At 63.2% G+C, this 25,618-nt stretch carries 27 protein-coding genes and 1 other RNA gene; 8 read left to right on the top strand and 20 right to left on the bottom strand.

Annotated features, from left to right (window positions below; genetic code table 11):
• Positions 1 to 284: 284 nt before the first annotated feature.
• An RNA gene (gene rnpB / locus CDPAHKCJ_RS06775) (RNase P RNA component class A) lies at positions 285 to 637 on the bottom strand.
• 102 nt (positions 638 to 739) lie between these two features.
• Positions 740 to 1,603, bottom strand: coding sequence for a 16S rRNA (cytidine(1402)-2'-O)-methyltransferase (gene rsmI, locus CDPAHKCJ_RS06770; protein WP_166019183.1), 864 nt, complete (start codon positions 1,601 to 1,603; stop codon positions 740 to 742).
• A gap of 196 nt (positions 1,604 to 1,799) precedes the next feature.
• On the opposite strand from rsmI, the gene CDPAHKCJ_RS06765 reads away from it, so the two are divergent.
• The 4 genes from CDPAHKCJ_RS06765 to CDPAHKCJ_RS06750 are packed head-to-tail and all read left to right on the top strand — an operon-like array spanning position 1,800 to position 5,335.
• On the top strand, positions 1,800 to 3,701 hold the full coding sequence (locus CDPAHKCJ_RS06765; RefSeq protein ID WP_166019182.1) for a penicillin-binding protein activator: 1,902 nt from the start codon (positions 1,800 to 1,802) through the stop codon (positions 3,699 to 3,701).
• A 1-nt stretch (position 3,702) separates the two neighbouring features.
• Positions 3,703 to 4,104, top strand: a complete 402-nt coding sequence (locus CDPAHKCJ_RS06760) for a YraN family protein (RefSeq protein WP_166019181.1) — start codon at positions 3,703 to 3,705, stop codon at positions 4,102 to 4,104.
• A 21-nt stretch (positions 4,105 to 4,125) separates the two neighbouring features.
• Positions 4,126 to 4,719: a phosphoheptose isomerase gene (locus tag CDPAHKCJ_RS06755; RefSeq protein WP_043332512.1), complete on the top strand. Its 594-nt coding sequence runs from the start codon at positions 4,126 to 4,128 to the stop codon at positions 4,717 to 4,719.
• 37 nt (positions 4,720 to 4,756) lie between these two features.
• The gene (locus CDPAHKCJ_RS06750; RefSeq protein WP_054555092.1) at positions 4,757 to 5,335 is read left to right on the top strand and encodes a BON domain-containing protein; all 579 of its coding nucleotides are present in this window, start codon (positions 4,757 to 4,759) and stop codon (positions 5,333 to 5,335) included.
• 184 nt (positions 5,336 to 5,519) lie between these two features.
• Here the strand turns inward: CDPAHKCJ_RS06750 and CDPAHKCJ_RS06745 are convergent, their stop codons facing one another.
• The 8 genes from CDPAHKCJ_RS06745 to zapE all read right to left on the bottom strand — a co-directional run bounded on the left by CDPAHKCJ_RS06745 (position 5,520) and on the right by zapE (position 12,251).
• Positions 5,520 to 6,116 carry a ClpXP protease specificity-enhancing factor gene (locus tag CDPAHKCJ_RS06745; RefSeq protein ID WP_166019180.1) on the bottom strand — a complete coding sequence of 199 codons (597 nt, stop codon included), beginning with the start codon at positions 6,114 to 6,116 and terminating at the stop codon, positions 5,520 to 5,522.
• Between the two features lie 167 nt (positions 6,117 to 6,283).
• The gene (sspA, locus tag CDPAHKCJ_RS06740) at positions 6,284 to 6,910 is read right to left on the bottom strand and encodes a stringent starvation protein SspA (RefSeq protein WP_043332516.1); all 627 of its coding nucleotides are present in this window, start codon (positions 6,908 to 6,910) and stop codon (positions 6,284 to 6,286) included.
• A 215-nt stretch (positions 6,911 to 7,125) separates the two neighbouring features.
• Positions 7,126 to 7,860, bottom strand: coding sequence for a cytochrome c1 (locus CDPAHKCJ_RS06735; RefSeq protein WP_205700830.1), 735 nt, complete (start codon positions 7,858 to 7,860; stop codon positions 7,126 to 7,128).
• Positions 7,861 to 7,934: 74 nt separating this feature from the next.
• A complete protein-coding gene (locus CDPAHKCJ_RS06730; protein ID WP_166019179.1) occupies positions 7,935 to 9,197 on the bottom strand; it encodes a cytochrome bc complex cytochrome b subunit in 1,263 nt (420 codons plus the stop codon).
• On the bottom strand, positions 9,197 to 9,793 hold the full coding sequence (petA, locus tag CDPAHKCJ_RS06725; RefSeq protein WP_043332520.1) for a ubiquinol-cytochrome c reductase iron-sulfur subunit: 597 nt from the start codon (positions 9,791 to 9,793) through the stop codon (positions 9,197 to 9,199). Before petA ends, CDPAHKCJ_RS06730 begins: the two co-directional genes overlap by 1 nt.
• 217 nt (positions 9,794 to 10,010) lie before the next feature.
• Entirely contained in the window at positions 10,011 to 10,400 is a 390-nt protein-coding gene (rpsI, locus tag CDPAHKCJ_RS06720) for a 30S ribosomal protein S9 (RefSeq protein WP_043332522.1), read from the bottom strand.
• A gap of 13 nt (positions 10,401 to 10,413) precedes the next feature.
• Positions 10,414 to 10,842, bottom strand: coding sequence for a 50S ribosomal protein L13 (gene rplM / locus CDPAHKCJ_RS06715; protein ID WP_043332524.1), 429 nt, complete (start codon positions 10,840 to 10,842; stop codon positions 10,414 to 10,416).
• 251 nt (positions 10,843 to 11,093) lie between these two features.
• On the bottom strand, positions 11,094 to 12,251 hold the full coding sequence (gene zapE, locus CDPAHKCJ_RS06710; protein ID WP_043332526.1) for a cell division protein ZapE: 1,158 nt from the start codon (positions 12,249 to 12,251) through the stop codon (positions 11,094 to 11,096).
• A gap of 554 nt (positions 12,252 to 12,805) precedes the next feature.
• On the opposite strand from zapE, the gene CDPAHKCJ_RS06705 reads away from it, so the two are divergent.
• Positions 12,806 to 13,258: a DUF1043 family protein gene (locus tag CDPAHKCJ_RS06705; protein WP_043332529.1), complete on the top strand. Its 453-nt coding sequence runs from the start codon at positions 12,806 to 12,808 to the stop codon at positions 13,256 to 13,258.
• An 88-nt stretch (positions 13,259 to 13,346) separates the two neighbouring features.
• Here CDPAHKCJ_RS06705 and CDPAHKCJ_RS06700 read toward each other — a convergent pair whose 3' ends face one another.
• On the bottom strand, positions 13,347 to 14,114 hold the full coding sequence (locus tag CDPAHKCJ_RS06700; protein WP_166019178.1) for a Nif3-like dinuclear metal center hexameric protein: 768 nt from the start codon (positions 14,112 to 14,114) through the stop codon (positions 13,347 to 13,349).
• Between the two features lie 187 nt (positions 14,115 to 14,301).
• On the opposite strand from CDPAHKCJ_RS06700, the gene CDPAHKCJ_RS06695 reads away from it, so the two are divergent.
• Positions 14,302 to 15,618: a Do family serine endopeptidase gene (locus CDPAHKCJ_RS06695; protein ID WP_166019177.1), complete on the top strand. Its 1,317-nt coding sequence runs from the start codon at positions 14,302 to 14,304 to the stop codon at positions 15,616 to 15,618.
• Between the two features lie 134 nt (positions 15,619 to 15,752).
• Here the strand turns inward: CDPAHKCJ_RS06695 and hisD are convergent, their stop codons facing one another.
• The 9 genes from hisD to CDPAHKCJ_RS06650 form a co-directional block, all read right to left on the bottom strand.
• Entirely contained in the window at positions 15,753 to 17,057 is a 1,305-nt protein-coding gene (gene hisD, locus CDPAHKCJ_RS06690; RefSeq protein ID WP_166019176.1) for a histidinol dehydrogenase, read from the bottom strand.
• A gap of 215 nt (positions 17,058 to 17,272) precedes the next feature.
• Positions 17,273 to 17,917: an ATP phosphoribosyltransferase gene (gene hisG, locus CDPAHKCJ_RS06685; RefSeq protein WP_043332537.1), complete on the bottom strand. Its 645-nt coding sequence runs from the start codon at positions 17,915 to 17,917 to the stop codon at positions 17,273 to 17,275.
• 83 nt (positions 17,918 to 18,000) lie between these two features.
• Positions 18,001 to 19,266 (bottom strand): UDP-N-acetylglucosamine 1-carboxyvinyltransferase, encoded by a 1,266-nt coding sequence (gene murA / locus CDPAHKCJ_RS06680; RefSeq protein WP_166019175.1) that lies wholly within the window; start codon positions 19,264 to 19,266, stop codon positions 18,001 to 18,003.
• A gap of 12 nt (positions 19,267 to 19,278) precedes the next feature.
• On the bottom strand, positions 19,279 to 19,533 hold the full coding sequence (locus CDPAHKCJ_RS06675) for a BolA/IbaG family iron-sulfur metabolism protein (RefSeq protein WP_043332541.1): 255 nt from the start codon (positions 19,531 to 19,533) through the stop codon (positions 19,279 to 19,281).
• 223 nt (positions 19,534 to 19,756) lie between these two features.
• Positions 19,757 to 20,128, bottom strand: a complete 372-nt coding sequence (locus tag CDPAHKCJ_RS06670; RefSeq protein WP_166019174.1) for an STAS domain-containing protein — start codon at positions 20,126 to 20,128, stop codon at positions 19,757 to 19,759.
• Between the two features lie 14 nt (positions 20,129 to 20,142).
• Positions 20,143 to 20,805 carry an ABC transporter substrate-binding protein gene (locus tag CDPAHKCJ_RS06665; protein WP_043332543.1) on the bottom strand — a complete coding sequence of 221 codons (663 nt, stop codon included), beginning with the start codon at positions 20,803 to 20,805 and terminating at the stop codon, positions 20,143 to 20,145.
• 154 nt (positions 20,806 to 20,959) lie between these two features.
• A complete protein-coding gene (gene mlaD, locus CDPAHKCJ_RS06660) occupies positions 20,960 to 21,424 on the bottom strand; it encodes an outer membrane lipid asymmetry maintenance protein MlaD (RefSeq protein ID WP_043332545.1) in 465 nt (154 codons plus the stop codon).
• Positions 21,424 to 22,224, bottom strand: a complete 801-nt coding sequence (gene mlaE / locus CDPAHKCJ_RS06655; protein WP_043332547.1) for a lipid asymmetry maintenance ABC transporter permease subunit MlaE — start codon at positions 22,222 to 22,224, stop codon at positions 21,424 to 21,426. The genes mlaD and mlaE overlap by 1 nt, the downstream gene beginning before the upstream one ends.
• A complete protein-coding gene (locus CDPAHKCJ_RS06650) occupies positions 22,221 to 23,141 on the bottom strand; it encodes an ATP-binding cassette domain-containing protein (RefSeq protein WP_082388135.1) in 921 nt (306 codons plus the stop codon). Before CDPAHKCJ_RS06650 ends, mlaE begins: the two co-directional genes overlap by 4 nt.
• Positions 23,142 to 23,455: 314 nt before the next feature.
• Between CDPAHKCJ_RS06650 and CDPAHKCJ_RS06645 the strand changes: the two genes are divergently transcribed.
• Positions 23,456 to 24,400: a calcium/sodium antiporter gene (locus CDPAHKCJ_RS06645; RefSeq protein ID WP_166019173.1), complete on the top strand. Its 945-nt coding sequence runs from the start codon at positions 23,456 to 23,458 to the stop codon at positions 24,398 to 24,400.
• A 99-nt stretch (positions 24,401 to 24,499) separates the two neighbouring features.
• Complete coding sequence (locus CDPAHKCJ_RS06640; RefSeq protein ID WP_166019172.1) at positions 24,500 to 25,552, top strand: KpsF/GutQ family sugar-phosphate isomerase; 1,053 nt, start codon at positions 24,500 to 24,502, stop codon at positions 25,550 to 25,552.
• Positions 25,553 to 25,618 lie beyond the last annotated feature (66 nt).

Raw genomic sequence — 25,618 nt, 5'->3', positions numbered from 1 at the left:
ACGAAACTCTGGACCTTGGCACGCGATGCGGGCAGTGAGAGCCGGTGGCAAAGTACACCGACAGCATAAGAGCGTAAACAGCGCCTGCGTGCAGCAGGCAAGCGGCTGAAACACGAATTCAAGTGCCATAACCGACAACCGGCGCCTGTCACGGCAGCGTGTTCGTTGCCATCCAACTGCAATGGTCATTCACGAAACACGCAGCGGACGGCGCCGGTCATGCGAATTCAAGGTGTGCTGTCATCGCTCGCGTCGCGAAGGTTGGCAGCACACTGACGTTATAAGGCGGGAGATGGCCGATAAGCCGGGTCTTGTCGTGGACAGTCATTCATCTAGGCCCTGAATCACTTCAGGGCTCAAGCAACCAACCCGCCCCCACTGCGGGCAGCAGCATAGGGGGCCTATTTGGTCTTGCTCCAGGTGGGGTTTACCTCGCCGCGAACTGTTACCAGCCGCGCGGTGCGCTCTTACCGCACCCTTTCACCCTTACCGGCCAGCCGAAGCTGACGTAGGCGGTCTTCTCTCTGCTGCACTTGCCGTCGGCTCGCGCCGCCCAGACGTTATCTGGCACCTTGCCCTATGGAGCCCGGACTTTCCTCCCCCAGCTTGCGCTGGCGGCGACTGTCTGGCCGTCTCCCAAGCGCGCAAGACTACCAGTGTCATGGGCCTTTCACAAGACGAAGCCCACGCAGGCCGAACAATGGCAGCGGCAAAAAAGTCTGGCGTGACAGAGGTTTGCTTATTCCTCTGCTGCGTCCTTCATGGCTTGCGCCTTGGCATACCAGGCTTTCTTGCGCCCGCCCACCAGACGCGTGGCGATGGCGGCCATCTGCTTGACGCCGACGCCCTCCTCGAACAGCACCTGCAACAGGGCGTCACCTTCGACACTGGCCGCCTCGTCACCGTCACGTGCCGGCGCCCCTTCGATCATGACCACGAACTCGCCGCGGGTCTGATCACTGTTGGCGTCCATCTGCGCCAGCAGCTCAGCCGCCGTACCATCGAGGAATGTCTCGAAGGTCTTGGTCAGCTCACGGGCCAGCACGACCCGGCGCTCGCCCAGCACCTCGCGAATATCGCCCAGCAGCGCCTGGATGCGGTGCGGAGACTCGTACAGCACGTGGGTGGCACTATCGTCGCGCAGCGCAGCAAGGCGCGCCTGACGCGGGCCACCCTTGTGGGCCAGAAAGCCTTCGAAGGTGAAGCGATCTGTCGGCAGACCCGCCGCGCTGAGGGCGGTGATCAACGCACACGGCCCCGGCAACGGTACTACCTTGAAGCCACGCTCGCGCAGGGCGCGCACGACAATGAAACCGGGATCGGAGATCAGCGGCGTGCCGGCATCGGAGACCAGCGCGACGCGTCGGCCTGCCTCCAGTGCCTGACACAGCTGATCGACACGGCCACGTTCGTTGTGATCGTGCAGGGACATCATGGGCACTTCCAGGCCCAGGTGACGCAGCAACCGCCCGCTGTGGCGGGTATCCTCGGCTGCGATAAGGTCCACTTCTCCCAGCACCCGCGCGGCGCGGGGACTGAGATCATCGAGGTTACCAATCGGCGTGGCGACCACGTACAATACGCCTTCAGAAGACTCGGACATTCAATGCTTCGACTCGTTGAACTCAATGGTAGAAATGGTCGTCAGACACAGGCAGATTGCCTTGGGACATTTCATCCGAAGGACGCTGCATGCGTGGCCCTGATCGACCGAGTGCCATGATGCCTTTCACCCTTCATCACAGTAGGCGGCGATGCAGTCCTGACCACATCGCCCATCAGCCAAGGGACCGTCGTACATGCGCCAGACATGGAATCGTGCATCAGCCAACACGCTGGGCACTTCGTCAGCCATCCGGCAGGAGGCCGCGCGCCGTTCACGTTCCGGCCTGCGCACGCTGGCAGGCCTTGCCGCCTCCGCCCTGCTGCTGGCAGGGTGTGCCGGACAGTCTCCGCTTTCCAGCGGCCCCGGTGCCGATGCCCTGCTCGCTCAGGCCGAGCAGCAACAGGGTCAGCAAGCGGCCAGTACGCGCCTGCAAGCTGCGGACATCCTAGCACGCAGCGGCGACAACGCGCAGGCGATCACCATCGCATCCGACATCGATCCGGCAAGCCTCGAGCCGCAGGAACGCGTGCAATGGGCCCTGCTGCTGTCGCGCATCGCCCTTGAACAGCAGGACGGCTGGAACACGATCCTGGCGACCTCCGTGCTCGAGGACGACATCCCGATATCCAGCGATGACCAACGCACGCTGCGCAAGCGTCGCGGGCTGGCACTCGGCATGGTCGGTGAGCCTCTGGCCAGCGCTCAGACCCTGATCGCCCTGCAGGCTGACAGCGATGACCTGAGCATCAACGACACCCTGTGGGAGCAGCTCACTCGCCTGTCTCCCAGTCAGCTCAATGAGCTGGCCAGCGCCAGCCCGACCGCCAGCGGCTGGACGGACCTGCTGCGCCTGCAGCGTCGCTTCGGCGGCAACATCGATCAGATGTTCTCCGCCATCAACGACTGGTCGGACGCCAATCCGCAGCATCCCGCCGCGCGTCAGATGCCACAGGGCATTCTCGACCTGCGCGAGCTCTCCGGCCAGGAAGTGCGCAAGATTGCCGTCTTCCTGCCCGAGTCCGGTTCGCTCAAGCGGATAGCCCAGGCCATCCGTGAAGGCATCGAGGCACGCCATCGCAGCGCCATCGACAATGCCGAGGCCACGCCGCAGCTGAGTTTCTATGACACCTCGAGCGCGGACCTCAAGACCCTGTATGCCCGTGCCACCATGGATGGCGCTCAGGTCGTGCTCGGCCCGCTGGACAAGAAGCTGGTCAGTCAGCTCGAGACTCAGAACAGCCTGCCGCTGCCGACACTGGCCCTCAACTACGGCACCCATGACAGCAACCGTGCCGACAACCTGTTCCAGTACGGCCTTTCCGCCGAGGACGAAGCCCGCCAGGTCGCCCTGCGAGCTGCTCTCGACGGCCATCGGGGCGCCGCCGCGCTGGTGCCCAACAATGCCTGGGGCCAACGCGTCTACAGTGCCTTCCGCGACCGCTTCGAGCAGGAAGGTGGCGACATCGTCTCCGTCGAGCGCTACAACCCCAAGGGTGCCGTCAGCTCAGCCGTCAAGGACCTGCTGTCGGTCTCGAGCCAGGATCAGGCGCGCATGAAGTCCGCCAAGAAATCCGGCAGCAGATACGGCCGTGCCCATTCCGGCAACATCGACATGATCTTCCTCTTGGCGCTACCGAGCTATGCTCGCCAGGTGCCGCCGATGCTGGACTTCTACTACGCGGGCGACCTGCCGATCTACGGCACCTCCCATCTCTATGACGGCGCACCGCAGCCCGATCAGGACGGCGACCTCAATGGCGTCGACTTCGTGGACATTCCCTGGGAAGTGCCGGAGGCCTCTTCCGGTGGCAAGGCATCCCTGCCGGAGGCCGACACCTATCGCGCCCTGTCCGATGCTTCACCGCGCATGCTCAAGCTCAACGCCATGGGGGTCGATGCCTATCGTCTGGCCCAGCGCGTACCGCTGATGCTGGCCGGAGCGGGCGGCGAACTCTTCGGCGCCACCGGCAGCCTCTTCCCGCGCCACGATGGACGCATCGAGCGCACGCTGCCCTGGGCTGAATTCAGAGGTGGCGTACCGCGTCCGCCACTGAAAGGCGCCAACAGCCGCACCGTCGAAGCCTACACGCCCTGACATGACACGCGCCGACTCGCCCTCTGGCAAGGCGCACCCGCCTCCCCAGCGTCGCGCCCGAGCGCGCGGCGCCGTCATCGAGGCGGAGGTAGAACAATGGCTGGCAGCGCGTGGCCTGACACCCGTCACGCGCAACCAGCATGCCAAGGGCGGCGAGATCGACCTGATCATGTTTGACGCCGAGACCCTGGTCTTCATCGAGGTGCGCTACCGGGCCAATTCCCGGTTCGGCAGCGCGCTGGAAAGCGTGACCCATACCAAGCAACGCCGGCTGATCACTGCCGCGCGTTTTTATCTGGCCCAGCACGGGCTATCATGTTCCTGCCGCTTCGACGTGGTAGGCGTGGAGGGGACCTCCCCTCGATCCATTCACTGGATTCGCCACGCCTTCGAAGCGTTCTGAAGCCAACGACCAAGAGCCATCATGGATTTCCAATCGCGTATTCTCGGCCACTTCAACGCCAGCATTGACACCAAGACCTACGCCAGCGAAGTGCTGCCGCCCTTCATCGAAGCGGCCAGCCAGATGATGGTCCAGAGCCTGGTCAATGACGGCAAGATCCTGGCCTGCGGCAACGGCGGCAGCGCCGGCGACAGCCAGCATTTCTCCTCCGAACTGCTCAACCGCTTCGAGCGCGAGCGCCCGAGCCTGCCGGCCATCGCGCTGACCACCGACACCTCCACGCTGACGTCCATCGCCAACGACTACAGCTACAACGAGGTGTTCTCCAAGCAGATCCGCGCCCTGGGTCAGCCCGGCGACATCCTGCTGGCCATCTCCACCAGCGGCAACTCCGCCAACGTGGTGCAGGCCATCCAGGCGGCTCACGACCGTGACATGCGCGTCGTCGCCTTGACCGGCCGCGACGGTGGCGACATGGCGTCACTGCTGGGCAGCGAAGACTGCGAGATTCGTGTTCCCGCCACCTCTACGGCACGCATCCAGGAAGTCCATCTGCTGGCCATCCACTGCCTGTGCGACCTGATTGATCATCAGCTGTTCGGCAGCAACGAGTAATCCGCGCGCCCCACGGCATTCACCAGGAGAAAACGGCATGACGCCCAAGAATCTGCTTTCCCTCATGGCCACCGCCGGCTTCCTGACGCTGGCCGGCTGCACCACCGTCGCCGACCTGACCAACAGCGGCCCGATCGACGAAGACTATGGCGATCGCACCCTGGGTGCCCAGGTGGAAGACGAGAGCATCGAGACCAAGATCGAGGTCAATCTCGGCAAGACCGATGCCCGATTCAATGATGCCCACGTCAACGTGAATTCCTACAACGGCATGGTGCTGCTGACCGGCCAGGTCGCCAGCGACGAGCTGAAGCAGAAGGCCACGGACATCGCCAAGGATGTGCGCCGCGTGCGCCAGGTGCACAACGCGCTGGAAATCAGCGCCAATGCCCCGGCCAGCCAGCGCGTGCAGGACACCTGGCTGACCACGCGCGTCAAGGCCACGCTGGCGGCGGATGCCAACATCGACTCCGGCCGCATCCTGGTACTCACCGAGAATGCCAGCGTCTACCTGATGGGTATCGTGACCCGCGCCGAAGCCGACCAGATCGTCAGCAAGGTCTCTGAAGTCGGCGGCATCCAGCGTATCGCCAAGGTCTTCGAGTACCTCGACTGATCGAGGCGGCGCGCCTTGCATGCCTGACATGCAAGGCACCCTGAATGAACAGCATCCAGAATGAACAGCATCCAGAATGAAAAATGCCCCGCAGGCCGAAGCCTGCGGGGCATTTTTCATGACAGGAGCGACATCAGGTGGACAATGGCCAACCCTCATCCATCGCCCCCACCTGCCGACGTGATTACTTGATCACGCGCAGCGAAGGACGCCCCTTGCGCGGCGGCTTGGGCTGATCATTGTCATCAGCCCCCTGCTCGTCGCTGGCCGAGTCCGACGCCGACTCTTCACCGGCCACTTCGGCATCAGCGCCTGCGCCTGGCTCGACGGACGCATCCACCGATTCCGAGGCAGGCGCCTCTTCTTCGGCGGGCGCACTGCCGACACTGGCCAGCGTCGGGCGCGCTGTGGCGGCCGGCTCGGCATCTGGCGCGGCTTCACCGAATGTCATCTCATCGGCACCCGGCATCACCGGCTCGTGACCGAAGACCATACCGACACCGTTTTCACGCGAATACAGCGCGACCAGGGCCGCCGTCGGCACGCTGACGTGCATCGGCTGACCACCGAAGCGGGCATTGAAGCTGACCCCTTCATTGGCGATCAACAGATCACGCACCGCACCGGGTGCGATATTGAGCACGATCTGACCGTTCTGGACGTGTTGACGCGGCACCTGGACACCTTCCTGCTCGGCGTCCACCACGATGTACGGCGTATTGTCGTTATCCAGCAGCCACTCGTAGAGTGCGCGTGCCAGATAAGGGCGACTGGAAAGCATGGGAGAACCTCTTGAACTGCAATGAGTGTCAGCGACGACCGAAGTCCATTCCGCCAACGGGCCAACGCCCCGCACATCGCTCACATCCATCGACCTCAGACTGATGAGCGAGGGCGAAAGCCCGAATGCGTGACCGATCGATCAGTGACCGAAGGATCACGCACGGATCAGATGCGCATCTCGCGCTCGGCCTCGGACAGCGACGCCTTGAAGGCATCACGCCCGAACAACCGCTCCATGTAGGTCAGCAGCGGCTTGACCTGCTTCTCCGGCAGCTCGATTCCCAGTGTCGGCAAGCGCCACAGGATCGGGGCAATGCAGGTATCCACCAGCGAGAACTCGTCGCTCATGAAGAACGGCATGTCGTCGAAGATCGGGGAAATGCCGATCAGGCTTTCACGCAATTCCTTGCGTGCCTTGTCGGCTTCCTTCTTGGTGCCGGTCTGGATGGTTTCCATCATCGGCACCCATTCGCGCTCGATGCGATGCATCCACAGACGGCTCTGGGCGCGCGCCACCGGATACACCGGCAACAGCGGCGGATGCGGGAAACGCTCGTCCAGATATTCCATCATGACCTTGGACTCGTAGAGTACCAGGTCACGATCCAGCAGCGTCGGCACACTGTTGTACGGGTTCAGGTCGGCCAGTTCGGCCGGACGGCTGTCATCATCCACATCAATGATATCGACTGCCACACCCTTCTCGGCCAGCACGATCCGTACACGGTGGCTGAAGTGGTCGTCACCACCGGAGTAGAAGGTCATCGATGAACGCTTGGCCACAACACCCATGAAACTGTCCTCGCATCTGTTCGAGACATGCCCGTGTCAGCTTTTGGCCTGACAAACGGGGATAAGTTTCCTCTGGCCTGCCCTTGTCACAACGGGCCCTGCCAGAGGGTCAGCCTGCGCCACCTCAAGGCGACGCAAGCGGGCGCGCGACTGATCAGCCGCGCGCCCGTCACTGCCGGCTCGCCATTATCACTGAGACCCCGCCCCGGAGGCCATCAATGAATGTCGCGCCAGTATTCCTTCTTGAGAAGATACGCCAGCAAGGTAAAGATCAGAATGAATATTAACACCTTGGGGGCCATGCTCTCAGCCTTGAGTCGCGAAGGCTCGCCGACATAGGCCAGAAAATTGGTCAGATCCCACATCGCCTGATCAAACTCCCCTGCCGTCATGCTGCCAGGCTGAGTGATCTCTAGAATATCACAGGACGCATAACGCCCCGTGTCGGGATCGATCTCCGCCCCCGCTACCGCCATATCAGTCTGCCCACAGACCTTTTCCTGCACGCCCTGCAGCGATTCCAGCACATGCGGCATGCCGACCTGAGGGAAGACCGCATTGTTCACGCCCCATGGACGTGACGCGTCACGATAGAAGCTCTTCAGATAGGTGTAGATCCAGTCAGTGCCGCGCAGACGCGCCTCGAGCGACAGATCCGGTGGCGGCGTGCCGAACCAGCCGGCCGCGTCTTCTTTCTGCATGCCCGTGCGCATGGTGTCATTGATCTTGAGCGCTGGCGAGAGAATCAGATATTGCTCGACCAGGTCCTCGGGCATTCCCAGGTCCTCTGCGGCACGCGAGTAACGCTGGTACTGCAGGCTATGACAGCCGAGACAGTAATTGGTGTAAAGCTGCATGCCTCGCTGCAACGAGGGCTGATCGTGTAGATCCGGCTGCATCGTCTCCAGTGGCACCGCACTGCTCGCCGCGCTCACCATGCCCGATCCCATCAGGCTCACTGCGGTCAGCAACCCTGCTGCCAGCCCGCGTTTGAGCCACTCCCTTGACCCACCCATCAGCGCGCTCATCGGCCCGTCACCCTGTCAGGCACCGCTCGCGTCGTCTCGAAGCGCGTATACAGCGGCATCAGTATGAAGAAGGCGAAATATGCCACGGTCGCCAGCTGCGCGATGATCGTGCGCTCCTGCGTGGGCGGCATCACCCCCAGCACGCCCAGCGTCACGAAACTGACCACGAAGATGACGATGGCGATACGCGACAGCCAGCCCTTGTAGCGGATCGAGCGCACCGCCGAGCGATCCAGCCACGGCAACACGAACAGGATGGCGATCGCCAACCCCATCACCACCACGCCCCAGAACTTGGCATCGACCCCGAACAATGGATAGTTCACGGCCCGCAACATGGCGTAGAACGGCGTGAAGTACCACACCGGCGCGATGTGCTCGGGCGTCTTGAGCGAATTGGCCGGCTCGAAGTTCGGCGTCTCCAGGAAGTAACCGCCACCTTCGGGGAAGTAGAAGATCACCGCACAGAACACGAACAGAAAGACGCCGACACCGACGAGGTCCTTCACCGTGTAATAGGGATGGAACGGAATGCCATCCAGCGGCTGCCCCGCTTCATCCTTCCGGTCCTTGATCTCGATGCCATCCGGATTGTTTGAGCCCACCTCGTGCAGCGCCACCAGATGCAGCACCACCAGCCCGACGATCACCAGCGGCAAGGCGATGACATGCAACGCAAAGAAGCGGTTCAGGGTAATGCCCGAGACCAGGTAGTCGCCACGAATCATCTGCGCCAGATCTGCCCCGATGACCGGAATCGCCGTGAACAGCGAGATGATTACCTGCGCGCCCCAGTAGGACATCTGCCCCCAGGGCAGCAGATAGCCCATGAAGGCCTCGGCCATCAGCGCCAGATAGATGCACATGCCGAAGATCCATACCAGCTCGCGAGGCGCGCGGTAGGAGCCATACAGCAGGCCACGGAACATGTGCAGATAGATGACCACGAAGAAGGCCGAGGCACCGGTGGAATGCATGTAGCGGATCAGCCAGCCGTACTCCACATCGCGCATGATGTACTCGATGGAGGCAAAGGCCTCCTCGGCACTCGGCGTATAGCTCATCGTCAGCCAGATGCCGGTCAATATCTGATTGACCAGCACCAGCAAGGCCAGCGAGCCGAAGAAGTAGAAGAAGTTGAAGTTCTTCGGCACATAGTAGCCGGTCAGGTGGTCCTGCAGAAACTGGGTGGCCGGCAGACGATCATCGATCCAGCGCATGATGCCGCGCGGCGCCTTGGCACGGTTTGGATTCCCCATCAGGCTGCCTCCTCGTCGACACCCACCACCAGCACCTGCTCACTCTCGTAACGATGCGGCGGCACCTCCAGATTCGAAGGCGCCGGCACTCCGGTGAAGACTCGCCCGGCGAGATCGAACTTGGACCCATGGCAGGCACATAGATAGCCGCCCGGCCAGTCCGCGCCGAGATCCGCCGCGCCGATCTCGGGACGATAGCCAGGCGAGCAGCCCAGGTGCGTGCAGATACCCACCAACACCACATATTCCGGCTTGATGGAACGCAGCACGGCATCGACATAGGGGGGCTGCTGGGGACGCAGTGACTCGGGGTCCTGCAGCTCTGCGGGGGGAATGGCGCGGATATCGGCGATCATCTCGGGAGTGCGACGCACCACCCACACCGGCTTGCCGCGCCATTCGATGGTCATCTGCTGGCCGGGTGCCAGCCGCGAGATATCCGCCGTGACAGGCGCGCCTGCCGCACGGGCACGCGCACTTGGCTGCCAGGATGCCAGGAAGGGCGTTGCGATACCGACCACCCCTACCGCCCCGACCACGGTGGTTGCGCTGACGAGGAAGCGGCGTCGTCCTCGATTCACAGCTTGATCTGACATTTTATTGTTATCTCCCAAACACTACCGCCTGATGCTGGGCCATCCACTTGCTGAGCACTTGATGCTTGCTTGTATTAAAGGGCAAGAACAGGTCACTCACAACTCAAGAAAGCCACCTTGACCAAAGCCGCTTTCGTCAATCGTGCAGCGAGACCGCAAAAAAAACGTCCAGCACCCTTGCGGGCACTGGACGTTCTTGTGGTCGACGCGAGTTCTCTTAACGCTTGGAGAACTGCGGACGACGACGGGCCTTGCGCAGGCCGACTTTCTTACGCTCGACTTCACGAGCGTCACGAGTGACGTAACCGGCGGCGCGGAGGGCCGGACGGAAGTCTTCGTTGTAAGCCATCAGGGCACGAGTGATGCCGTGACGGATAGCGCCGGCTTGAGCAGAACCACCACCACCAGCAACAGTGACGTAGACGTCGAACTGTTCGGTAGTTTCGGTCAGCTCGAGCGGCTGACGGACAACCATGCGGCCTGTCACACGACCGAAGTAGTCGTTCAGGTCACGCTGGTTGACGGTGATTTTGCCGGTGCCCGGCTTCAGGAAGACGCGCGCGGTAGAAGTCTTGCGGCGCCCGGTACCGTAGTGCTGCTGTGTCATGGCGATGCTTCCCTCAGATGTTCAGTTCTTGCGGCTGCTGCGCAGCGTGCGGATGCTCGGAGCCAGCATAGACTTTCAGCTTGGACTGCATGGCACGACCCAGCGGGCCCTTCGGCAGCATGCCCTTGACAGCCAGTTCGATCACGCGCTCAGGCTTGTGCTCGATCATCTGGTTGAAGTTCATGGAGCGCAGGCCGCCCGGGTAACCGGTGTGACGGTAGTAGGTCTTGGCTTCTGCCTTGCGACCAGTCACAGCGACTTTCTCGGCATTGATGACGACGATGTAATCGCCAGTATCAACGTGCGGAGTGTACTCGGCTTTATGCTTGCCGCGCAGGCGACGAGCAATTTCGGTAGCCATACGGCCCAGCGTCTTGCCGGCTGCGTCGACGACGAACCAGTCACGCTGGACGGACTGCGGCTTAGCAGTAAACGTCTTCATGGATGAATCACCTATAGTCGGGTCTTGCACTTGTGTGCGCGACCAATCCCTATTTTTCTTGGTTGTCCGACGCCTGGCAGCGAGCGGCGTGCTGCTTGCGCAGTCACTGTCCTCTCATCTCCAGACTGCCCTCGCCCATCAGGAGTGAATGACTCAGGATGGCTCGAGAACCGGTCAACAGTTCGAGCGAGCGCGCATTGTACATGTCATGCCCGCCTACCACAAAGGCTATTTTACCCTCGCAGCAGGACTCAGGGCTTGTGCGGCAGCGCGAGATACTCACGCGATTGCATTTCCTGCAGACGTGACAGCGTGCGCTGGAATTCGAAATCCAGATTGCCGCCGGTATAGAGGTCCTCGACGGGCGTCGCGGCGCTCATCAGCAGCTTGACGCCACGGTCATAGAACTCATCGACCATGTTGATGAAACGACGCACCTGGTCGTCACTGTCGCGCCCCATCTGCGGCACCTCGGACACCAGCACGGTATGGAATTCACGCGCAAGCTCAATGTAGTCATTCTGGCTACGCGGGCCATCACACAGCTCATCGAAGTGGAACCACACCACGTCTTCATGGCGACGCAGGGCATGCAGCACGCGATGATTGATGCTCAAGCCTTCATCGGCATGGCCTTCGGCACCGGCGATGGAGCGGAATTCCCGCGCCAGTCGCGCGGCACTGTCGTCGCCCAGCGGGCTATGGAATAGCTCGGCGTGCTCCAGCGCGCGCAGGCGGTAGTCGATGCCGGAATCGACGTTGACCACCGTGCAGTGACGCTTGACCAGGTCGATCGCCGGCAGGAAGCGCGCCCGCTGCAGGCCGTCCTTGTAGAGATCATCCGGCACGATATTGGAGGTCGCGACCAGCACCACGCCCTGCTTGAACAGCTCTTCGAACAGGGTGGCGAGAATCATCGCATCGGTGATGTCCTTGACGAAGAATTCGTCAAAACAGATCACGCGCGCCTCGACCGCGAACTTGGCCGCCACCAGAGTCAGCGGGTTCTTCTCGCCCTTGTAATGGCCGAGTTCATTGTGGACACGCTGCATGAAACGGTGGAAGTGCGTGCGCATCTTGTCGGCAAACGGCAGGCTCTCGTAGAAGGTATCGACGAGATAGGTCTTGCCGCGCCCCACGCCACCCCAGAAGTAGAGGCCCATGATCTCGGGCGCTTCATCGACAGGCGCCGTGCGTGACGGCTTGCCGAACAGACGACGCACCTTGGAGCCCAACCCGCCGCCACCCGTCGCGTCGGACACCTTGTCGGGCGTCTGACGCGGCGTGCGCACGAGGTCGTCGTAGAGACGCTGCAGATGGCGAACCGCATCTTCCTGGGCGGCATCGTAGGCAAAGTCATCACGCTTGAGGTCTGCCTGGTACTTCTCGAGAGGCGTCGGTGCTGGCATTGAGAAACCCGCTGCAGGTCAGGCGCTACGCACAGGCGCACGCCTGACATGAAAGGAACAAGATCACGCCTGACCCGACACGGCGGGCAGGCAAGGACGAAATTGCGCGGCATTATACGCCTTGATGGCCACTTTACCCACTCACCGGCCAGCAATCGGCTGCGCGAGGTGACTTTCGCCGCGCGCATCACGCGCAAGGTGTGAGCTGGCATCCGCCCACACGTCGCCGACTGCGTCGACAGGCGACCAAGGTCGCGCGCCGTGTGAATTGACGCATCGCTGCACCACACCGATATAATGGCGCGTGGACGCTTTTGAAACGCAAGCGGCACGAAAGACCGGGTCACGAAGGACCGGACCACGAAAGACAGAGCAAAGAAAGAGACACGCAAGACTGACGCAAGAAGGACAGCGGCAAGCGGCGCTGACCTGCTGGACACCAGACCGATCCCGAGATCGGCGTGATGGAACATCATTGAATACCGGCATCGTATCTCAGCGCTACCATGCCCAAGCGGTGACGATCACCGCAGTCGTGACACAAGGAGAGCGACGTGAACGAGAGCAACATTGACTGGATCCTGGCCATTGCCTGTTTTCTGGCTGGCATCGGTATCGGCGCCTTGTGCTACCACCTGCTGAATGCCAACGTGGCCCGCAACCAGAAGACCCGCCAGAAGCTGGCTGAGCGCGAGCTGGAGCTGACCCAGTTCCGCGATGCCCTCAACGACCACTTCTCCAAGGCCAGCGACCTGACCGACCAGATCCAGCGCGCCGGCAATGAGCTGCGCCAGCATCTGGCCACTGGCGCCACCGCACTGTGCGATGACAGCCAGCTCAAGCGCCGCCTGCTGGACACCGACACCACGCCGGACGACAGCGAGACCGACAAGGTCGACCTGCCGCGTGATTACGCCGATAACCGTGGCACCCTGTCAGAGGACTTCGGCCTCAAGCCGCAACCGAGTGAAGGCGAGACTCCGGCGACCAACCCGCCGCGCATCTGATCGCCCTGCTGTCGTGAACCTCTCACGGCATCTGACAACGACAACGGCCACCTCGCGAGGTGGCCGTTGTCGTTTCCGGCATCAGATGTCACGCCGGGTTGTCGATATCCACGAAGCGGTGCTCCACACCATGCTCGGCGGCCAGCCACTCGCCGAGGGCCCGCACACCGTCACGCTCGGTCGCATGATGGCCCGCCGCGAAGTAGGTCACTCCCTCTTCGCGGGCGCTATGGGTGGTGCGCTCGGAGATCTCGCCCGAGAGGAAGGCATCGACACCGGCCTCGATGGCCAGTCCGATATAGTCCTGAGCGCCGCCGGTGCACCAGGCAATGCGCTTGATGGGGCGATCATGACCGGCCACGACCAGCACTTCACGCCCCAGACGCCGACTGAACTCGGCCCCCAGCGCGGGGCTGTCCAGCCCTTCCACCTCAGCGGCCAGACGCCCGACATGCACCAGGCCACGCCCGGGCACGCCATCCAGACAGCCTTCACTGACCAGCCCCAGACGCTCGGCCAGCTGGGCATTGTTGCCAAGTGTCGGGTGCGCATCCAACGGCAGGTGATAGGCCGCCAGATTGATGTCATTGGCCAGCAAGGTCTTGAGGCGCCGACGCTTCATGCCGGTGATCTGGGCCGGTTCGTTCTTCCAGAAGTAGCCGTGATGCACCAGCACCAGATCGGCCTGCCAGGCGAGCGCCTCATCGAGCAGCGCCTGACTGGCCGTCACGCCGGTCATCACGCGGCGCACCTCACTGCGCCCCTCCACCTGCAAGCCATTGACGGTATAGTCCTTGAAGGCCTGCGCCTCCAGACAGCCATCCAGCGCCTTCATCAGCGTGTCACGATCAGCCATTGGGCCTCCAGCAGTCAGAGTCATCGAGTGTTACACTGGCGAGCATTGTAACGGCGCATCGGCGCCATGTAAGCGTGTCGCGCCTAGACCGGGGCCATCCCTGCGCGTTGGCACGTGGAGTTTCAGGCTATTCATCTTCATGTCCGCAGCATCGCGTCGGTGCGCGGACTTTTTATCAGGTAATCCGATGCCCCGTTCTCTTCGCAGCACACTGCTCCCGCTACTGTGGCCCGTCGTCACCGGCGTCCTGCTGGCCGTCGTCGTGCTGGATCGCTTTCCGACGCTGGGCCTGGGCGAGCCCGCCCCACAGCAGAACGAGCAGGCAGGCAATGCCCCCTACCCGAGCCCGTCACAGAACTCTGCCGCCAATCAGCAGGTGCTGCCGCCTCCGAGCCTGACGCTGTCAGCGGCGCAGCGCGAAGAGTCGGCAGACCCGGTACTGCGCGAAGCACCGCCGCTGCAGCGCAACAGCGGCCCGGCCAGCTATCAGGCCGCGGTGGACGCCGCCGCGCCTGCGGTGGTCAACATCTACTCCTCGCGCGAGATCAAGGACGACAGCAAGCATCCGCTGATGTCCGACCCCTTCTTCAACCAGTTCTACGGGGAAGACGCCCTGCGCAGCCAGCGCATGCTGTCGAGCCTGGGCTCCGGCGTCATTCTCTCCAGTGACGGCTATATCCTGACCAACAACCACGTCATCCAGGGCGCCGACCAGATTCAGGTCGCCCTGCGCGATGGCCGCGAGACGTTCGCCAAGGTCGTGGGCGTGGACCCGGAATCCGACCTCGCGGCGCTCAAGATCGACCTCGACAACCTGCCCACCGTGGCGATTGCCGATTCCACCCAGGTCCACGTCGGCGATGTCTCGCTGGCGATAGGCAATCCCTTCGGAGTCGGCCAGACGGTCACCATGGGCATCATCTCGGCCACCGGACGCAATCACCTTGGTCTGAACGCCTATGAAGACTTCATCCAGACCGATGCCGCGATCAACCCTGGCAATTCCGGCGGCGCGCTGATCAATACCGACGGCTCGCTGGTCGGCATCAATACCGCCATCTATTCGCGCTCTGGCGGCTCGCAGGGCATCGGCTTCGCCATCCCCGCCAACCTGGCACGTGACATCCTCGAAGCGCTGGTCGACCACGGTCGCGTGATTCGTGGCTGGCTGGGTCTGGAAGTCCAGGAGCTGACGCCGTCGCTGGCGCACTCCTTCGGCCTGAGCGCTCCGCAAGGTGTGGTGGTGGCCGCCGTACTGCGTGATGGCCCTGCCGCGCGTGCCGGCCTGCGCCCTGGCGATATCCTGACCGCCATCGGCGGCAAGCGCCTGCTGGATGCTCGCCTGGCCATGGCCGACATCGCCGCCGTCAAACCCGGCAATGCGCTGGAATTGCGCCTACTGCGTGACGGCAAGACGCTGGACATCGACGTCAAGGTCGGCGAGCGCCCGATTCCCGAGAACACGCCGGCGGCCGTCGAGCCATCCGTGCAGGACAAGGGCTGAGGCGAAGCCTCGGTGCGGCGCCTTGAGCAGAGCACCCACTCATGATGACAAAAAGCCCCGCGACGGTATCCGTCGCGGGGCTTTTCTTACTGACCAGACAAGGCTCAGATTCAGTCTCAGTCCCAGTCTCAGGCTCAGTCGAGAATGCGATTCTCGGCACTGCGCGCATGCGCCGTCAGCGACTCGCCACGTGCCAGCACCGAGGCAGTACGCCCAAGCACTGACGCACCCTCTGGCGAGCACTGGATCAGCGAGGAGCGCTTCTGGAAATCATAGACGCCCAGCGGCGAGGAGAAACGCGCGGTGCCGGAGGTCGGCAGCACGTGGTTCGGGCCGGCGCAGTAATCGCCCAGCGCCTCGGAGGTGTGCGAGCCCATGAAGATGGCGCCGGCGTGACGCACGCCCTCGACCCACTCCTCGGGATTCGCCACCGAAAGCTCCAGATGCTCCGGCGCGATGCGGTTGGTCAACTCAAGCGCCTGTTCCGGCCCGCTGACGCGGATCAGGGCACCACGCTCACGCAACGAGGTCAGAATGATCTCGGCACGCTCCATGGTCGGTGCCAGGCGCTCGATGGAGGCCTCGACGGCAGCGAGGTGATCATCATCCCAGCCAATGAGGATCGCCTGGGCATCCTCGTCATGCTCGGCCTGGGAGAACAGGTCCATCGCCAGCCAGTCCGAATCGGTCACGCCATCGCTGACCACCAGAATCTCGGACGGCCCGGCGATCATGTCGATACCGACCTGACCGAACACCGCACGTTTGGCAGTCGCCACGTAGATGTTGCCGGGACCGACGATCTTGTCGACCCGCGGCACGGTCTCGGTGCCATAGGCCAGCGCCGCCACGGCCTGGGCGCCGCCGATGGTGAAGACACGATCGATACCCGCCAGGTGCGCCGCGGCCAGCACCAGCTCATTGACCACGCCGTCCGGCGTCGGCACGACCATGATGATCTCGCGCACGCCCGCGACATGCGCCGGAATCGCGTTCATCAGCACGGAAGACGGATAGGCCGCCTTGCCGCCCGGCACGTAGATCCCGGCGCGGTCCAGCGGTGTGACCTTCTGGCCCAGCAGGCTGCCGTGCTCGTCCTTGAAGGACCAGCTTTCCGGCTTCTGATGCTCGTGATAGACACGCACACGCTCGGCAGCCACAGCCAGCGCCTCGCGCTGATCCGCCGGCAGGTCGGCATAGGCACGGGCCAGACGCTCGGCACCGATGACCAGCTCAGCCATGCTCGAGACATTCAGGCGGTCGAAGCGATTGGAGAACTCCACCAGCGCCGCATCGCCTTCCTGCTTGACGCGCGCGAGGATGTCGGTGACACGATGCTGAACCTCGGCATCGGACACGCCCTCCCATGACAGCAAGCGGTCCAGGCGGGCAGTAAAATCGGTATCACGGCTATCAAGCCGGTTGATCAAGGTATCCATGCGAACCTCTTTTCTCATTGCTTGGCAGAGAAGGCTGAACCGGACGGGCACTGTCCAGCGCCTGCCCGCATCATCTTGATAAGCATCGTGATGAACATCTTGATGAGCATCATGACGAGCAGGGGCGGCAGCTGGCGTTTCGAGAGTCATCGTCTGCCACGGTCATCTATGCGACCTTGGGTATCCATCGGGTCGATGCCAACAGCACGCGGCCATCACGCCTCGCGGCGGGCTTCCACGGCCTGACGCAGGCGATCGATCAGCGGCTTGAGGCGATCGTGCTTCATGGTCATGGCGGCCTTGTTGACCACCAGACGCGTGCTGATGTCGGTGATCAGCTCGCGCGGCTCCATGCCGTTGGCGCGCAGGGTATTGCCAGTGTCGACGATATCGACGATCTCGTCGGCCAAGTTCATCAACGGGGCCAGCTCCATCGCGCCATAGAGCTTGATGACTTCGGCCTGGATACCCTGCTCGGCGTAATAGCGACGCGCGACATCGACGAACTTGGTCGCGACACGGCGGCGAGCACCCTGCTGCTGCTGGCCAACGACACCGGCGGTCATCAGGCGGCACTTGGCGATTTCCAGGTCCAGCGGCTCGTACAGACCTTCGGCACCGTGCTCGAGCAGCACGTCCTTGCCGGCGATGCCGAGATCGGCGGCACCCAGCTGCACGTAGGTCGGCACGTCGGTGGCACGAATGATGACCAGCTTGACGTCCGGCAGATTGGTATCGAAGAGCAGCTTGCGGCTCTTGTCGAGATCTTCCAGCGGCTCGATGCCGGCGTCAGCCAGCAGCGGCAGGGTTTCCTTGAGGATACGCCCCTTGGAGAGGGCGACGACCAGTTGCTTGCTCATGGGGTATTCGCCCGTGCTTGTACGTAGGAATTCGGCACGCGCTGCCGGTCAATCAAGGCCGACAGCGCGAGGTGGGGCACTGATCAGCCGGCGGAGCGACGGATGATCACGTTCAGCCCGGAGAGCTTCTCTTCGATGCACTCGTAACCGCGGTCGATGTGATAGATGCGGTCGACCATGGTCTCGCCGTCGGCGACGATCGCCGCGATCACCAGCGAGGCGGAGGCGCGCAGGTCCGTCGCCATCACCGGCGCGCCGGACAGGCGTTCGGTGCCGGTCACGACTGCGGTGTTGCCCTCGAGTGCGATGTGGGCGCCCATGCGGTTGAGCTCCTGCACGTGCATGAAGCGGTTCTCGAAGATGGTCTCGATCACGGTGCTGGTGCCTTCCGCGACCGCATTCATCGCCACGAACTGGGCCTGCATGTCGGTGGGGAATGCCGGGTACGGCGCTGTGCGGATATTGACTGCCTTCGGGCGCTTGCCGTGCATGTCAAGCTCGATCCAGTCATCACCGGTGGTGATGGTGGCACCGGCTTCTTCCAGCTTGGCCAGTACGGCGTCCAGGGTGTCGGCACGCGTACGCGTGACACGCACCTTGCCGCGCGAGGCAGCCGCGGCGACAAGGAAGGTACCGGTCTCGATGCGGTCCGGCATGACGGAGTATTCACAGCCGTGCAACTTCTCGACACCGTCGATGACGATGGTGTCGGAGCCCTGGCCTGTGATCTTCGCGCCCATCGCGATCAGGCACTCGGCCAGATCGACGACTTCCGGCTCACGCGCGGCGTTCTCCAGCACGGTGCGGCCATCGGCCAGGGTCGCGGCCATCAGCAGGTTCTCGGTACCGGTGACGGTCACGACATCAAAGACGATGCGCGCGCCCTTCAAGCGGCCACCCGGCGCCTTGGCGCGGATGTAGCCATTCTCGACCGTGATCTCGGCACCCATCGCCTCCAGGCCACGGATGTGCAGATCCACCGGACGCGAGCCGATGGCGCAGCCGCCCGGCAGCGAGACTTCGGCGCTACCGAAGTGCGCCAGCAGCGGGCCAAGCACCAGAATCGAGGCACGCATCTTCTTGACCAGATCATAGGGCGCGTGACAATGCTCGACCTTGGAGCCATCCAGCTGCACGGTCATGTTGTCGCCCATCACCGGCTCGACGCCCATGCGTCCGAGCAGCTCGAGACTGGTCGTGATGTCCTGCAGATGCGGCAGGTTGCTGATGGTCACGGGACCTTCCGACAGCAGCGTGGCTGCCAGAATGGGCAGTGCCGAATTCTTGGCGCCGCTGGCCCAGACTTCCCCGTTGACCGGCCCGTTGCCAGTGATGATCAGCTTATCCATGAAATGTTCCGGTCAACCCTGAGCGTTGCCGGCGGCAGCTTCGAACTGCGCCGGGGTATAGGTACGAATGCTGATGGCATGCAGCGCGCCAGAGCGGATCTCGTCATTGAGTGCGGAGTAGACCAGCTGCTGGGCCTTGACGCGGCTCAGCTCGGCAAAGACATCTCCCACGGCGACGACCTGGAAATTGCAGCCCTCACCCTGGATATGAAAATCGACGTTCTCGATACGAGCCTCGAGCAGGGCCTTGACATCATTCGGTTGCATGACGGGCGATGACTCCTTCGCGGTACATGTCGGGATCGTGGCAGGGGATCCTTGCGCGACGATCGATGCGATATGACCGCACATGGTAATCAAAAGCGCGCGGGAACGCGATTGGCAGTCAATCGCTGCCTCCACGTTGCCGCGCGCATGAATGGCGATACGGACAAGCCTCGAGCGACCAGCAGAGCGGTGCGGCCTGACAGGTGGTCAGGCCGCCGCTGGCTCAGGACGTCTCGAGTGACAGCGGGGGCTCTGCGCTGATCTCAGCGACATTCAGCCCCGGCAGCAGGTTTTCCAGTCCGGAAACTGCCGCCAGTCGGCTCAAGGCGGGAGACAGCGCGAGGTGAGCGACATGCCCACCATGCTCCGCCAGATGGCGCTGCCACTCGAGAAGCACGCTCAGGGTGGCGGTACTGGCGCTATCCACGCCGCACAGATCGATGGAAACCCCATCCTCGCGGCGCCCCAGCCATTTCCTGCCGGAATCCGCCAGCTCTGCGGCATTGTCGAAATCCGGCTGGCCACTCAGGCTCAGCCGCGCGTCACCGGCTTGCAGCGTGACGCCCTCGCGATCGAAGAGAGTTTTCATGGTCATGGCGACGACAGGGCTCAGCTGTTGCCCTGATCCCCCTCACCCTTCTCGAGGTCGACATCCGGCTGCCAGCCCTTGATGACGGCGTCGATGTCGCGGCCGTTGTCACGCATGGCCTGATCGAACTGGTTGCGGAAGGTCAGGCCCAGGTTGACGCCATTGACGATCACGTTGACCACCTTCCATTCGTCGTTGCGCAGACGCATGGAATAGGCCACCGGGTAGACCTTGCCCTTGGTATCGACCACGTCCATGTAGACGGTATCCTGGTCTTCATAGCGACGCTCGCCTTCGCTGTCCTTCACGTCCAGCCTGGCATAATCGAAGCTCACCAGACCCTTGGCGTAGGTGCCGATCAGGGTGTCATGGAAGACCTTGGAGAATTCGGTGCGCTGCTCAGGAGAGGCGCCCTTGAAGTACTTGCCCATCACGCTGGCGGCGATGTAGCGATAATCCACCACCGGCTTCAGCGCGGAATCCACCAGGGTTTCCAGCTCGTCGACATTGTCCTTGTAGTAGCTCTCGCGGCTATCGATCTTGGTGGTCAGGCCCTCGACCGTGTCGCGCAGCAGCACGTCCGGCTCCTGCGGGGCGGCCATGGCCAGCGGGCTCAGCGCCATCAGGGCGGACAGGCTCAGCACGCTCAACGGACGAATCAGCTTCTTGAGACTAGAGGTCATCAGGGTTGCTCCTTGAAAATGTGCATCGTGCTCGAACGTGAAACCGCAGGCACCGAGTCAGGTCTTTCGGTGCATCACACGCGTGCGCCGGGTGCCTGCACTTCGATGAACAGCGCATCGAATATCAATACTTCGAATATCAACGCTTCGAGAATCAGCTCTTCGAAAAATTGGACACGAACTGCTGGATCAACTCTTCCAGCACCAGTGCAGACTGGGTATCGCGAATGGTATCGCCGTCCTCCAGCACGTCCGGGTCTCCCCCGGTGCTCAGGCCGATGTACTGCTCGCCCAGCAGGCCGGACGTCAGGATGGCGGCGGTGGTGTCCTTGCTCAGCTTGCCACGCAGGCTGCTGTCCAGCTTCATCGTGACACGGGCGTCAAACCACTTCGGGTCCAGCTCGATCTTCTCGACGCTGCCGACGGCGACACCTGCCATCGTGACCTTTGACCGCGCCTTGAGGCTTCCGATCCCTGAGAAGTTGGCATTGAGCACGAAGGTGTCATCGGCCTGCTGGAACGTGACGCCGCTGACACGCAGCCCCAGGAAGACCATTCCCAAGAAACCAGCGAGTATGAACAGGCCCACGCCGAACTCGAGCATGCGGGTACGTTTCATCAAATCTCTCCGAACATGACGGCCGTGAGGACAAAGTCGAGTCCCAGCACCGCCAAAGATGAATAAACCACGGTACGCGTGGTGGCACGCGAAATGCCTTCCGAGGTCGGGATCAGGTCATAGCCCTGGAAGACGGCGATCCAGCTGACCACCAGCCCGAAGACCAGTGACTTGATGACGCCGTTCATGACATCACCGATGAAATCGACGTTCGACTGCATGCTGCTCCAGTAGGCGCCCTCGTAGATACCCAGCCAGTCGACCCCCACCAGCTTGCCGCCCCAGATGCCGACGACACTGAAGCCGATGGTCAGCAGCGGCAACGAGACGAAACCGGCCCACAGGCGCGGCGCGACGATGCGCTTGAGCGGATCGACGCCGATCATCTCCATGCTGGTCAACTGCTCGGTGGCCTTCATCAGGCCGATCTCCGCCGTCAGCGCCGACCCCGCGCGCCCGGCGAACAGCAAGGCCGCGACCACAGGTGCCAGCTCGCGCAGCAGTGACAGCGACACCATCTGCCCCAGCGCCTCCTCGGCGCCGAAACCGACCAGAATGGTGTAGCCCTGCAGCGCCAGCACCATGCCGATGAACAGCCCCGAGACCAGCACGATGGCCAGCGACAGCACACCGACGAAATGCATCTGCCGTACCCACAGGCCGATGCCCTCACGAGACGGAATGCCGATACCGGCCTGTACCAGCAGCATGCCGGCACGCCCGATGGCCGCGATCACGTCGATGCTGCTGCGGCCCAGTGACGTGATGGCCCCGAGCGGGCCACGATTCAGACCACTCATGACTCTCTCCTGCGGGTTGCCGATTCGCGACCATCGAGAATGTCGCCGGCGAAGTCCGGGGCGGGATAATGGAAGGGCACCGGGCCATCCGGCTTGCCATGGATGAACTGGGCCACGCGCGGGTCCGACTCGGCGTTCAGCGCCTCGGGGGTGCCCTGCGCCATCACCTTGCCATCGGCGATCACGTAGACGTAATCGGCGATGGTCAGCGTTTCCTTGATATCGTGCGAGACCACCAGCGCCGTCATTCCCAGCGCATCGTTGAGGCGCCGGATCAGATTGACCAACACGCCCATCGAGATGGGGTCCTGGCCGGCAAAGGGCTCGTCGTACATGATGAGGTCCGGGTCCAGCGCGATGGCTCGCGCCAGTGCCACACGCCGCGTCATGCCGCCGGAGAGTTCGGCCGGCATCAATTCACGCGCGCCGCGCAGCCCGACGGACTCGAGCTTGATCAGCACGATGTCACGAATCATCGCATCGGGGAGATCGGTGTGGACGCGCAGCGGGAAGGCAACGTTCTCGAACACGCTCAGATCGGAGAACAGGGCACCGCTCTGAAACAGCATGCCCATGCGACGGCGCATCCGAAACAGCTCGCGCCGCGACAGGCCATGCACATGCAACCCGGCGATCTCGACGCGCCCTGCCGAAGGTGTCAGCTGGCCGCCGATCAACTTGAGCAGTGTCGTCTTGCCGGTACCGGAAGGCCCCATGATGGCGGTTATCTTGCCACGCGGGATCTTGAGGTCGATGCCGGAGAATATCTCGCGTTCTCCACGGGTGAACCGCAGGCCTTCGACACGAATCAGGGCGTCATCGAGATTGATCTCGCCTGCCGCGCCGCGTGAAGAAGCCTGCGCATCCTGGCCGTCCGCACCCGTCCGGGTTGCGGTCTGACCGGGCAAATCAGTCATAGAAGCATCCGCTGTGAGGGACCTTCGCCGTGACGAGCCACACGCAGTCGGCTCGCGGACAGGTCGAATGTCCGAGTCATGGGATCCAAGGATCAAGTTAGTTAGCGAACATCGTATCCGAACCCACCCCCATGCCGCCAGTCTCATCAGGCAACAGAGCCGTGCCGCGGATGGTGACGCAGTCAGCAATGCGCCCGACAACACGCTCTGCAATGCGAACAAGGCCGCCGTCTTGCAATGGATTGGGGGGATGCGTTTAATGGCGCGGTTCCCGGCGATACGCCACCGCCCTGCCCCCTGCCCCGAGAGTTCTGATGCTATTTCCCATCCTTGCAGTCGTCATCGGCCTGATTGGTCTTGTCTGGAGTGCTGATCGCTTCGTCGAAGGAGCCGCGGCCACTGCGTGGCGCGCCGGGATGAGCAAACTGCTGATCGGGATGACGATCGTCTCCGTCGGCACCTCTGCCCCCGAGATCGTCGTCTCCATCATGGCCTCTCTTGATGGCACTCCGGATATCGCGACCGGCAATGCGCTGGGCTCCAACATCGCCAATATCGGCCTGGTGCTCGGTGTCACGGCGCTGATCGCCCCGATTCCGGTGCATTTCGGGCTGGTACGCCGCGAGCTGCCGCTGCTGCTGGCGGCCACGGCACTGGGCGGTTATGCGCTGTCCAACAGCGGACTCGAGCGTCTCGATGGCATCCTGTTGCTGGCCCTGCTGGTCTTCACGCTGGTGTGGCTGTTCAAGGTCGACTCGCCGAGCGAGGCGGAAAGCCAGGATGACGTGCCCGAGATGAGCACCGGACGCGCCATCTTCTGGCTGCTGATCGGGCTGGCGGTGCTGATCGCCAGCTCGCGCGCGCTGGTATGGGGGGCCACCGACATCGCCCAGGCACTCGGCGTGCCGGAACTGATCATCGGCCTGACCGTGATCGCCATCGGCACCAGCCTGCCGGAGTTGGCCGCCAGCGTGGCCAGCGCCCTCAAGCGCCACCACGACATCGCCATCGGCAACGTCATCGGTTCCAACCTGTTCAACATCCTCGCCGTCCTGCCCGTGCCGGGCCTGCTGGCGCCAGGCCCGGTGGATGGCAGCGCCATCAGCCGCGACTATCCGGTGATGCTGGGGCTGACGCTGCTGCTGGCCGCGCTGCTCATCTGGCAGCGCCGTGGACGCATCGGCCGCGGCCCAGGTGTTATCCTGCTCGCCTGCTATCTGGCCTACACGGCCTGGCTTGCCATCAGCCTGACTCGCTGACGGCAGCATCTTCATCATCGTTTGCCACGCCGCCGCGCGGGATGACACGCCCTTTCCGTGCGGCATGAGCCCTGGCCAACCACAGGCAACAATTCGATCATGACCGAGCCTTCCAGCACTCCGCATGCCACCGCGCCTGGCGCCTCTGCTTCAAGTCAGTCCGCCGCCGATCAGACTCCTGCCAGCCAGGCGGATTTCCGCGCCAGCGCCCGCCGCACCTTCGCCATTGAAGAAGCGGCCATCGCCGCGCTCGAAAGCCATCTCGATGACGACTTCGACCGTGCCTGTCAGCTGATGCTGGCCACCAGGGGCCGCGTCATCGTGACCGGCATGGGCAAGTCCGGCCATGTCGCCAGCAAGATCGCCGCCACCCTGGCCAGCACCGGCACCCCGGCCTTCTTCGTCCATCCCGGGGAAGCCAGCCATGGCGACCTGGGCATGATCACGCCGGCCGATGTGGTGCTGGCGCTGTCCAACTCCGGAGAGACCGCCGAAGTCACTGCGCTGCTGCCGCTCTTGAAGCGCATGGGCACCCCGCTGGTCTCGATGACCGGCAAACCCGGCTCGACCCTGGCGCGTGACGCCGAGGCCCACCTGGACACCAGCGTCGCCCAGGAAGCCTGCCCGCTGAATCTGGCACCCACTGCCTCGACCACCGCCGCGCTGGTGATGGGCGATGCCCTGGCGGTGGCACTGCTGGAGGCCCGTGGCTTCACTGCCGAGGAATTCGCGCTTTCCCATCCGGGCGGCAGCCTGGGCCGACGCCTGCTGCTGCGCGTGCAGGATGTCATGCATCAGGGCGATGCCCTGCCGCGCGTGGCGCTCGGTAGCCCGCTGCGCGATGCGCTGCTCGAGATCACGCGTCAGGGAATGGGCTTCACCTGCGTGATCGATGATGATGACCATCTTGTCGGTGTCTATACCGATGGTGACCTGCGCCGCACCCTCGACCAGCACGGCGATCTGCGGGCGCTGAAGGTCGATGATGTCATGACCCGCGGCGGCAAGACCGTGCGCGCCAGCATGCTGGCCGCCGAAGCGGTGCGCATCATGGAAGAAAACCGCATCAGCGTTCTGGTAGTCTGTGACGAGGATGAGCACCCCATCGGAGCCATCCATATGCACGGCCTGCTGGCCAGCGGCGTGATCTGAACTCCCGCGGGCGTTCGCTGTCTCTGTTCGACGGCAGATCGTCCCGGCAGCAGACGCTACCGCTCA

The organism is Cobetia sp. MB87 (assembly GCF_011319755.1).
GTDB lineage: Bacteria > Pseudomonadota > Gammaproteobacteria > Pseudomonadales > Halomonadaceae > Cobetia.
The sequence above is the reverse complement of the archived record's forward strand: the minus strand, read 5'-3'. Positions and strand labels throughout refer to the sequence as shown.

Excerpts from the sequence above, each read along its gene's own strand:
- CDPAHKCJ_RS06675 (WP_043332541.1), bottom strand. The coding sequence starts at position 19,533 with ATGCAACCGAATGATGTCAAGGCCCTGCTCGAGGCTCGTATCGAGAAC.
- hisG (WP_043332537.1), bottom strand. The coding sequence starts at position 17,917 with ATGAGCAAGCAACTGGTCGTCGCCCTCTCCAAGGGGCGTATCCTCAAG.
- CDPAHKCJ_RS06700 (WP_166019178.1), bottom strand. The coding sequence starts at position 14,114 with ATGGCTGATCGTGACACGCTGATGAAGGCGCTGGATGGCTGTCTGGAG.
- CDPAHKCJ_RS06640 (WP_166019172.1), top strand. The coding sequence starts at position 24,500 with ATGACCGAGCCTTCCAGCACTCCGCATGCCACCGCGCCTGGCGCCTCT.
- CDPAHKCJ_RS06745 (WP_166019180.1), bottom strand. The coding sequence starts at position 6,116 with ATGCTTTCCAGTCGCCCTTATCTGGCACGCGCACTCTACGAGTGGCTG.
- CDPAHKCJ_RS06750 (WP_054555092.1), top strand. The coding sequence starts at position 4,757 with ATGACGCCCAAGAATCTGCTTTCCCTCATGGCCACCGCCGGCTTCCTG.
- CDPAHKCJ_RS06730 (WP_166019179.1), bottom strand. The coding sequence starts at position 9,197 with ATGGGGAATCCAAACCGTGCCAAGGCGCCGCGCGGCATCATGCGCTGG.
- CDPAHKCJ_RS06650 (WP_082388135.1), bottom strand. The coding sequence starts at position 23,141 with ATGACTGATTTGCCCGGTCAGACCGCAACCCGGACGGGTGCGGACGGC.
- rplM (WP_043332524.1), bottom strand. The coding sequence starts at position 10,842 with ATGAAGACGTTTACTGCTAAGCCGCAGTCCGTCCAGCGTGACTGGTTC.
- murA (WP_166019175.1), bottom strand. The coding sequence starts at position 19,266 with ATGGATAAGCTGATCATCACTGGCAACGGGCCGGTCAACGGGGAAGTC.
- rsmI (WP_166019183.1), bottom strand. The coding sequence starts at position 1,603 with ATGTCCGAGTCTTCTGAAGGCGTATTGTACGTGGTCGCCACGCCGATT.
- CDPAHKCJ_RS06755 (WP_043332512.1), top strand. The coding sequence starts at position 4,126 with ATGGATTTCCAATCGCGTATTCTCGGCCACTTCAACGCCAGCATTGAC.
- CDPAHKCJ_RS06665 (WP_043332543.1), bottom strand. The coding sequence starts at position 20,805 with ATGACCTCTAGTCTCAAGAAGCTGATTCGTCCGTTGAGCGTGCTGAGC.
- CDPAHKCJ_RS06735 (WP_205700830.1), bottom strand. The coding sequence starts at position 7,860 with ATGGGATCGGGCATGGTGAGCGCGGCGAGCAGTGCGGTGCCACTGGAG.
- CDPAHKCJ_RS06765 (WP_166019182.1), top strand. The coding sequence starts at position 1,800 with ATGCGCCAGACATGGAATCGTGCATCAGCCAACACGCTGGGCACTTCG.
- hisD (WP_166019176.1), bottom strand. The coding sequence starts at position 17,057 with ATGGATACCTTGATCAACCGGCTTGATAGCCGTGATACCGATTTTACT.
- mlaE (WP_043332547.1), bottom strand. The coding sequence starts at position 22,224 with ATGAGTGGTCTGAATCGTGGCCCGCTCGGGGCCATCACGTCACTGGGC.
- petA (WP_043332520.1), bottom strand. The coding sequence starts at position 9,793 with ATGTCAGATCAAGCTGTGAATCGAGGACGACGCCGCTTCCTCGTCAGC.
- mlaD (WP_043332545.1), bottom strand. The coding sequence starts at position 21,424 with ATGAAACGTACCCGCATGCTCGAGTTCGGCGTGGGCCTGTTCATACTC.
- zapE (WP_043332526.1), bottom strand. The coding sequence starts at position 12,251 with ATGCCAGCACCGACGCCTCTCGAGAAGTACCAGGCAGACCTCAAGCGT.
- CDPAHKCJ_RS06695 (WP_166019177.1), top strand. The coding sequence starts at position 14,302 with ATGCCCCGTTCTCTTCGCAGCACACTGCTCCCGCTACTGTGGCCCGTC.
- CDPAHKCJ_RS06760 (WP_166019181.1), top strand. The coding sequence starts at position 3,703 with ATGACACGCGCCGACTCGCCCTCTGGCAAGGCGCACCCGCCTCCCCAG.
- sspA (WP_043332516.1), bottom strand. The coding sequence starts at position 6,910 with ATGGGTGTTGTGGCCAAGCGTTCATCGATGACCTTCTACTCCGGTGGT.
- CDPAHKCJ_RS06670 (WP_166019174.1), bottom strand. The coding sequence starts at position 20,128 with ATGACCATGAAAACTCTCTTCGATCGCGAGGGCGTCACGCTGCAAGCC.
- CDPAHKCJ_RS06645 (WP_166019173.1), top strand. The coding sequence starts at position 23,456 with ATGCTATTTCCCATCCTTGCAGTCGTCATCGGCCTGATTGGTCTTGTC.
- rpsI (WP_043332522.1), bottom strand. The coding sequence starts at position 10,400 with ATGACACAGCAGCACTACGGTACCGGGCGCCGCAAGACTTCTACCGCG.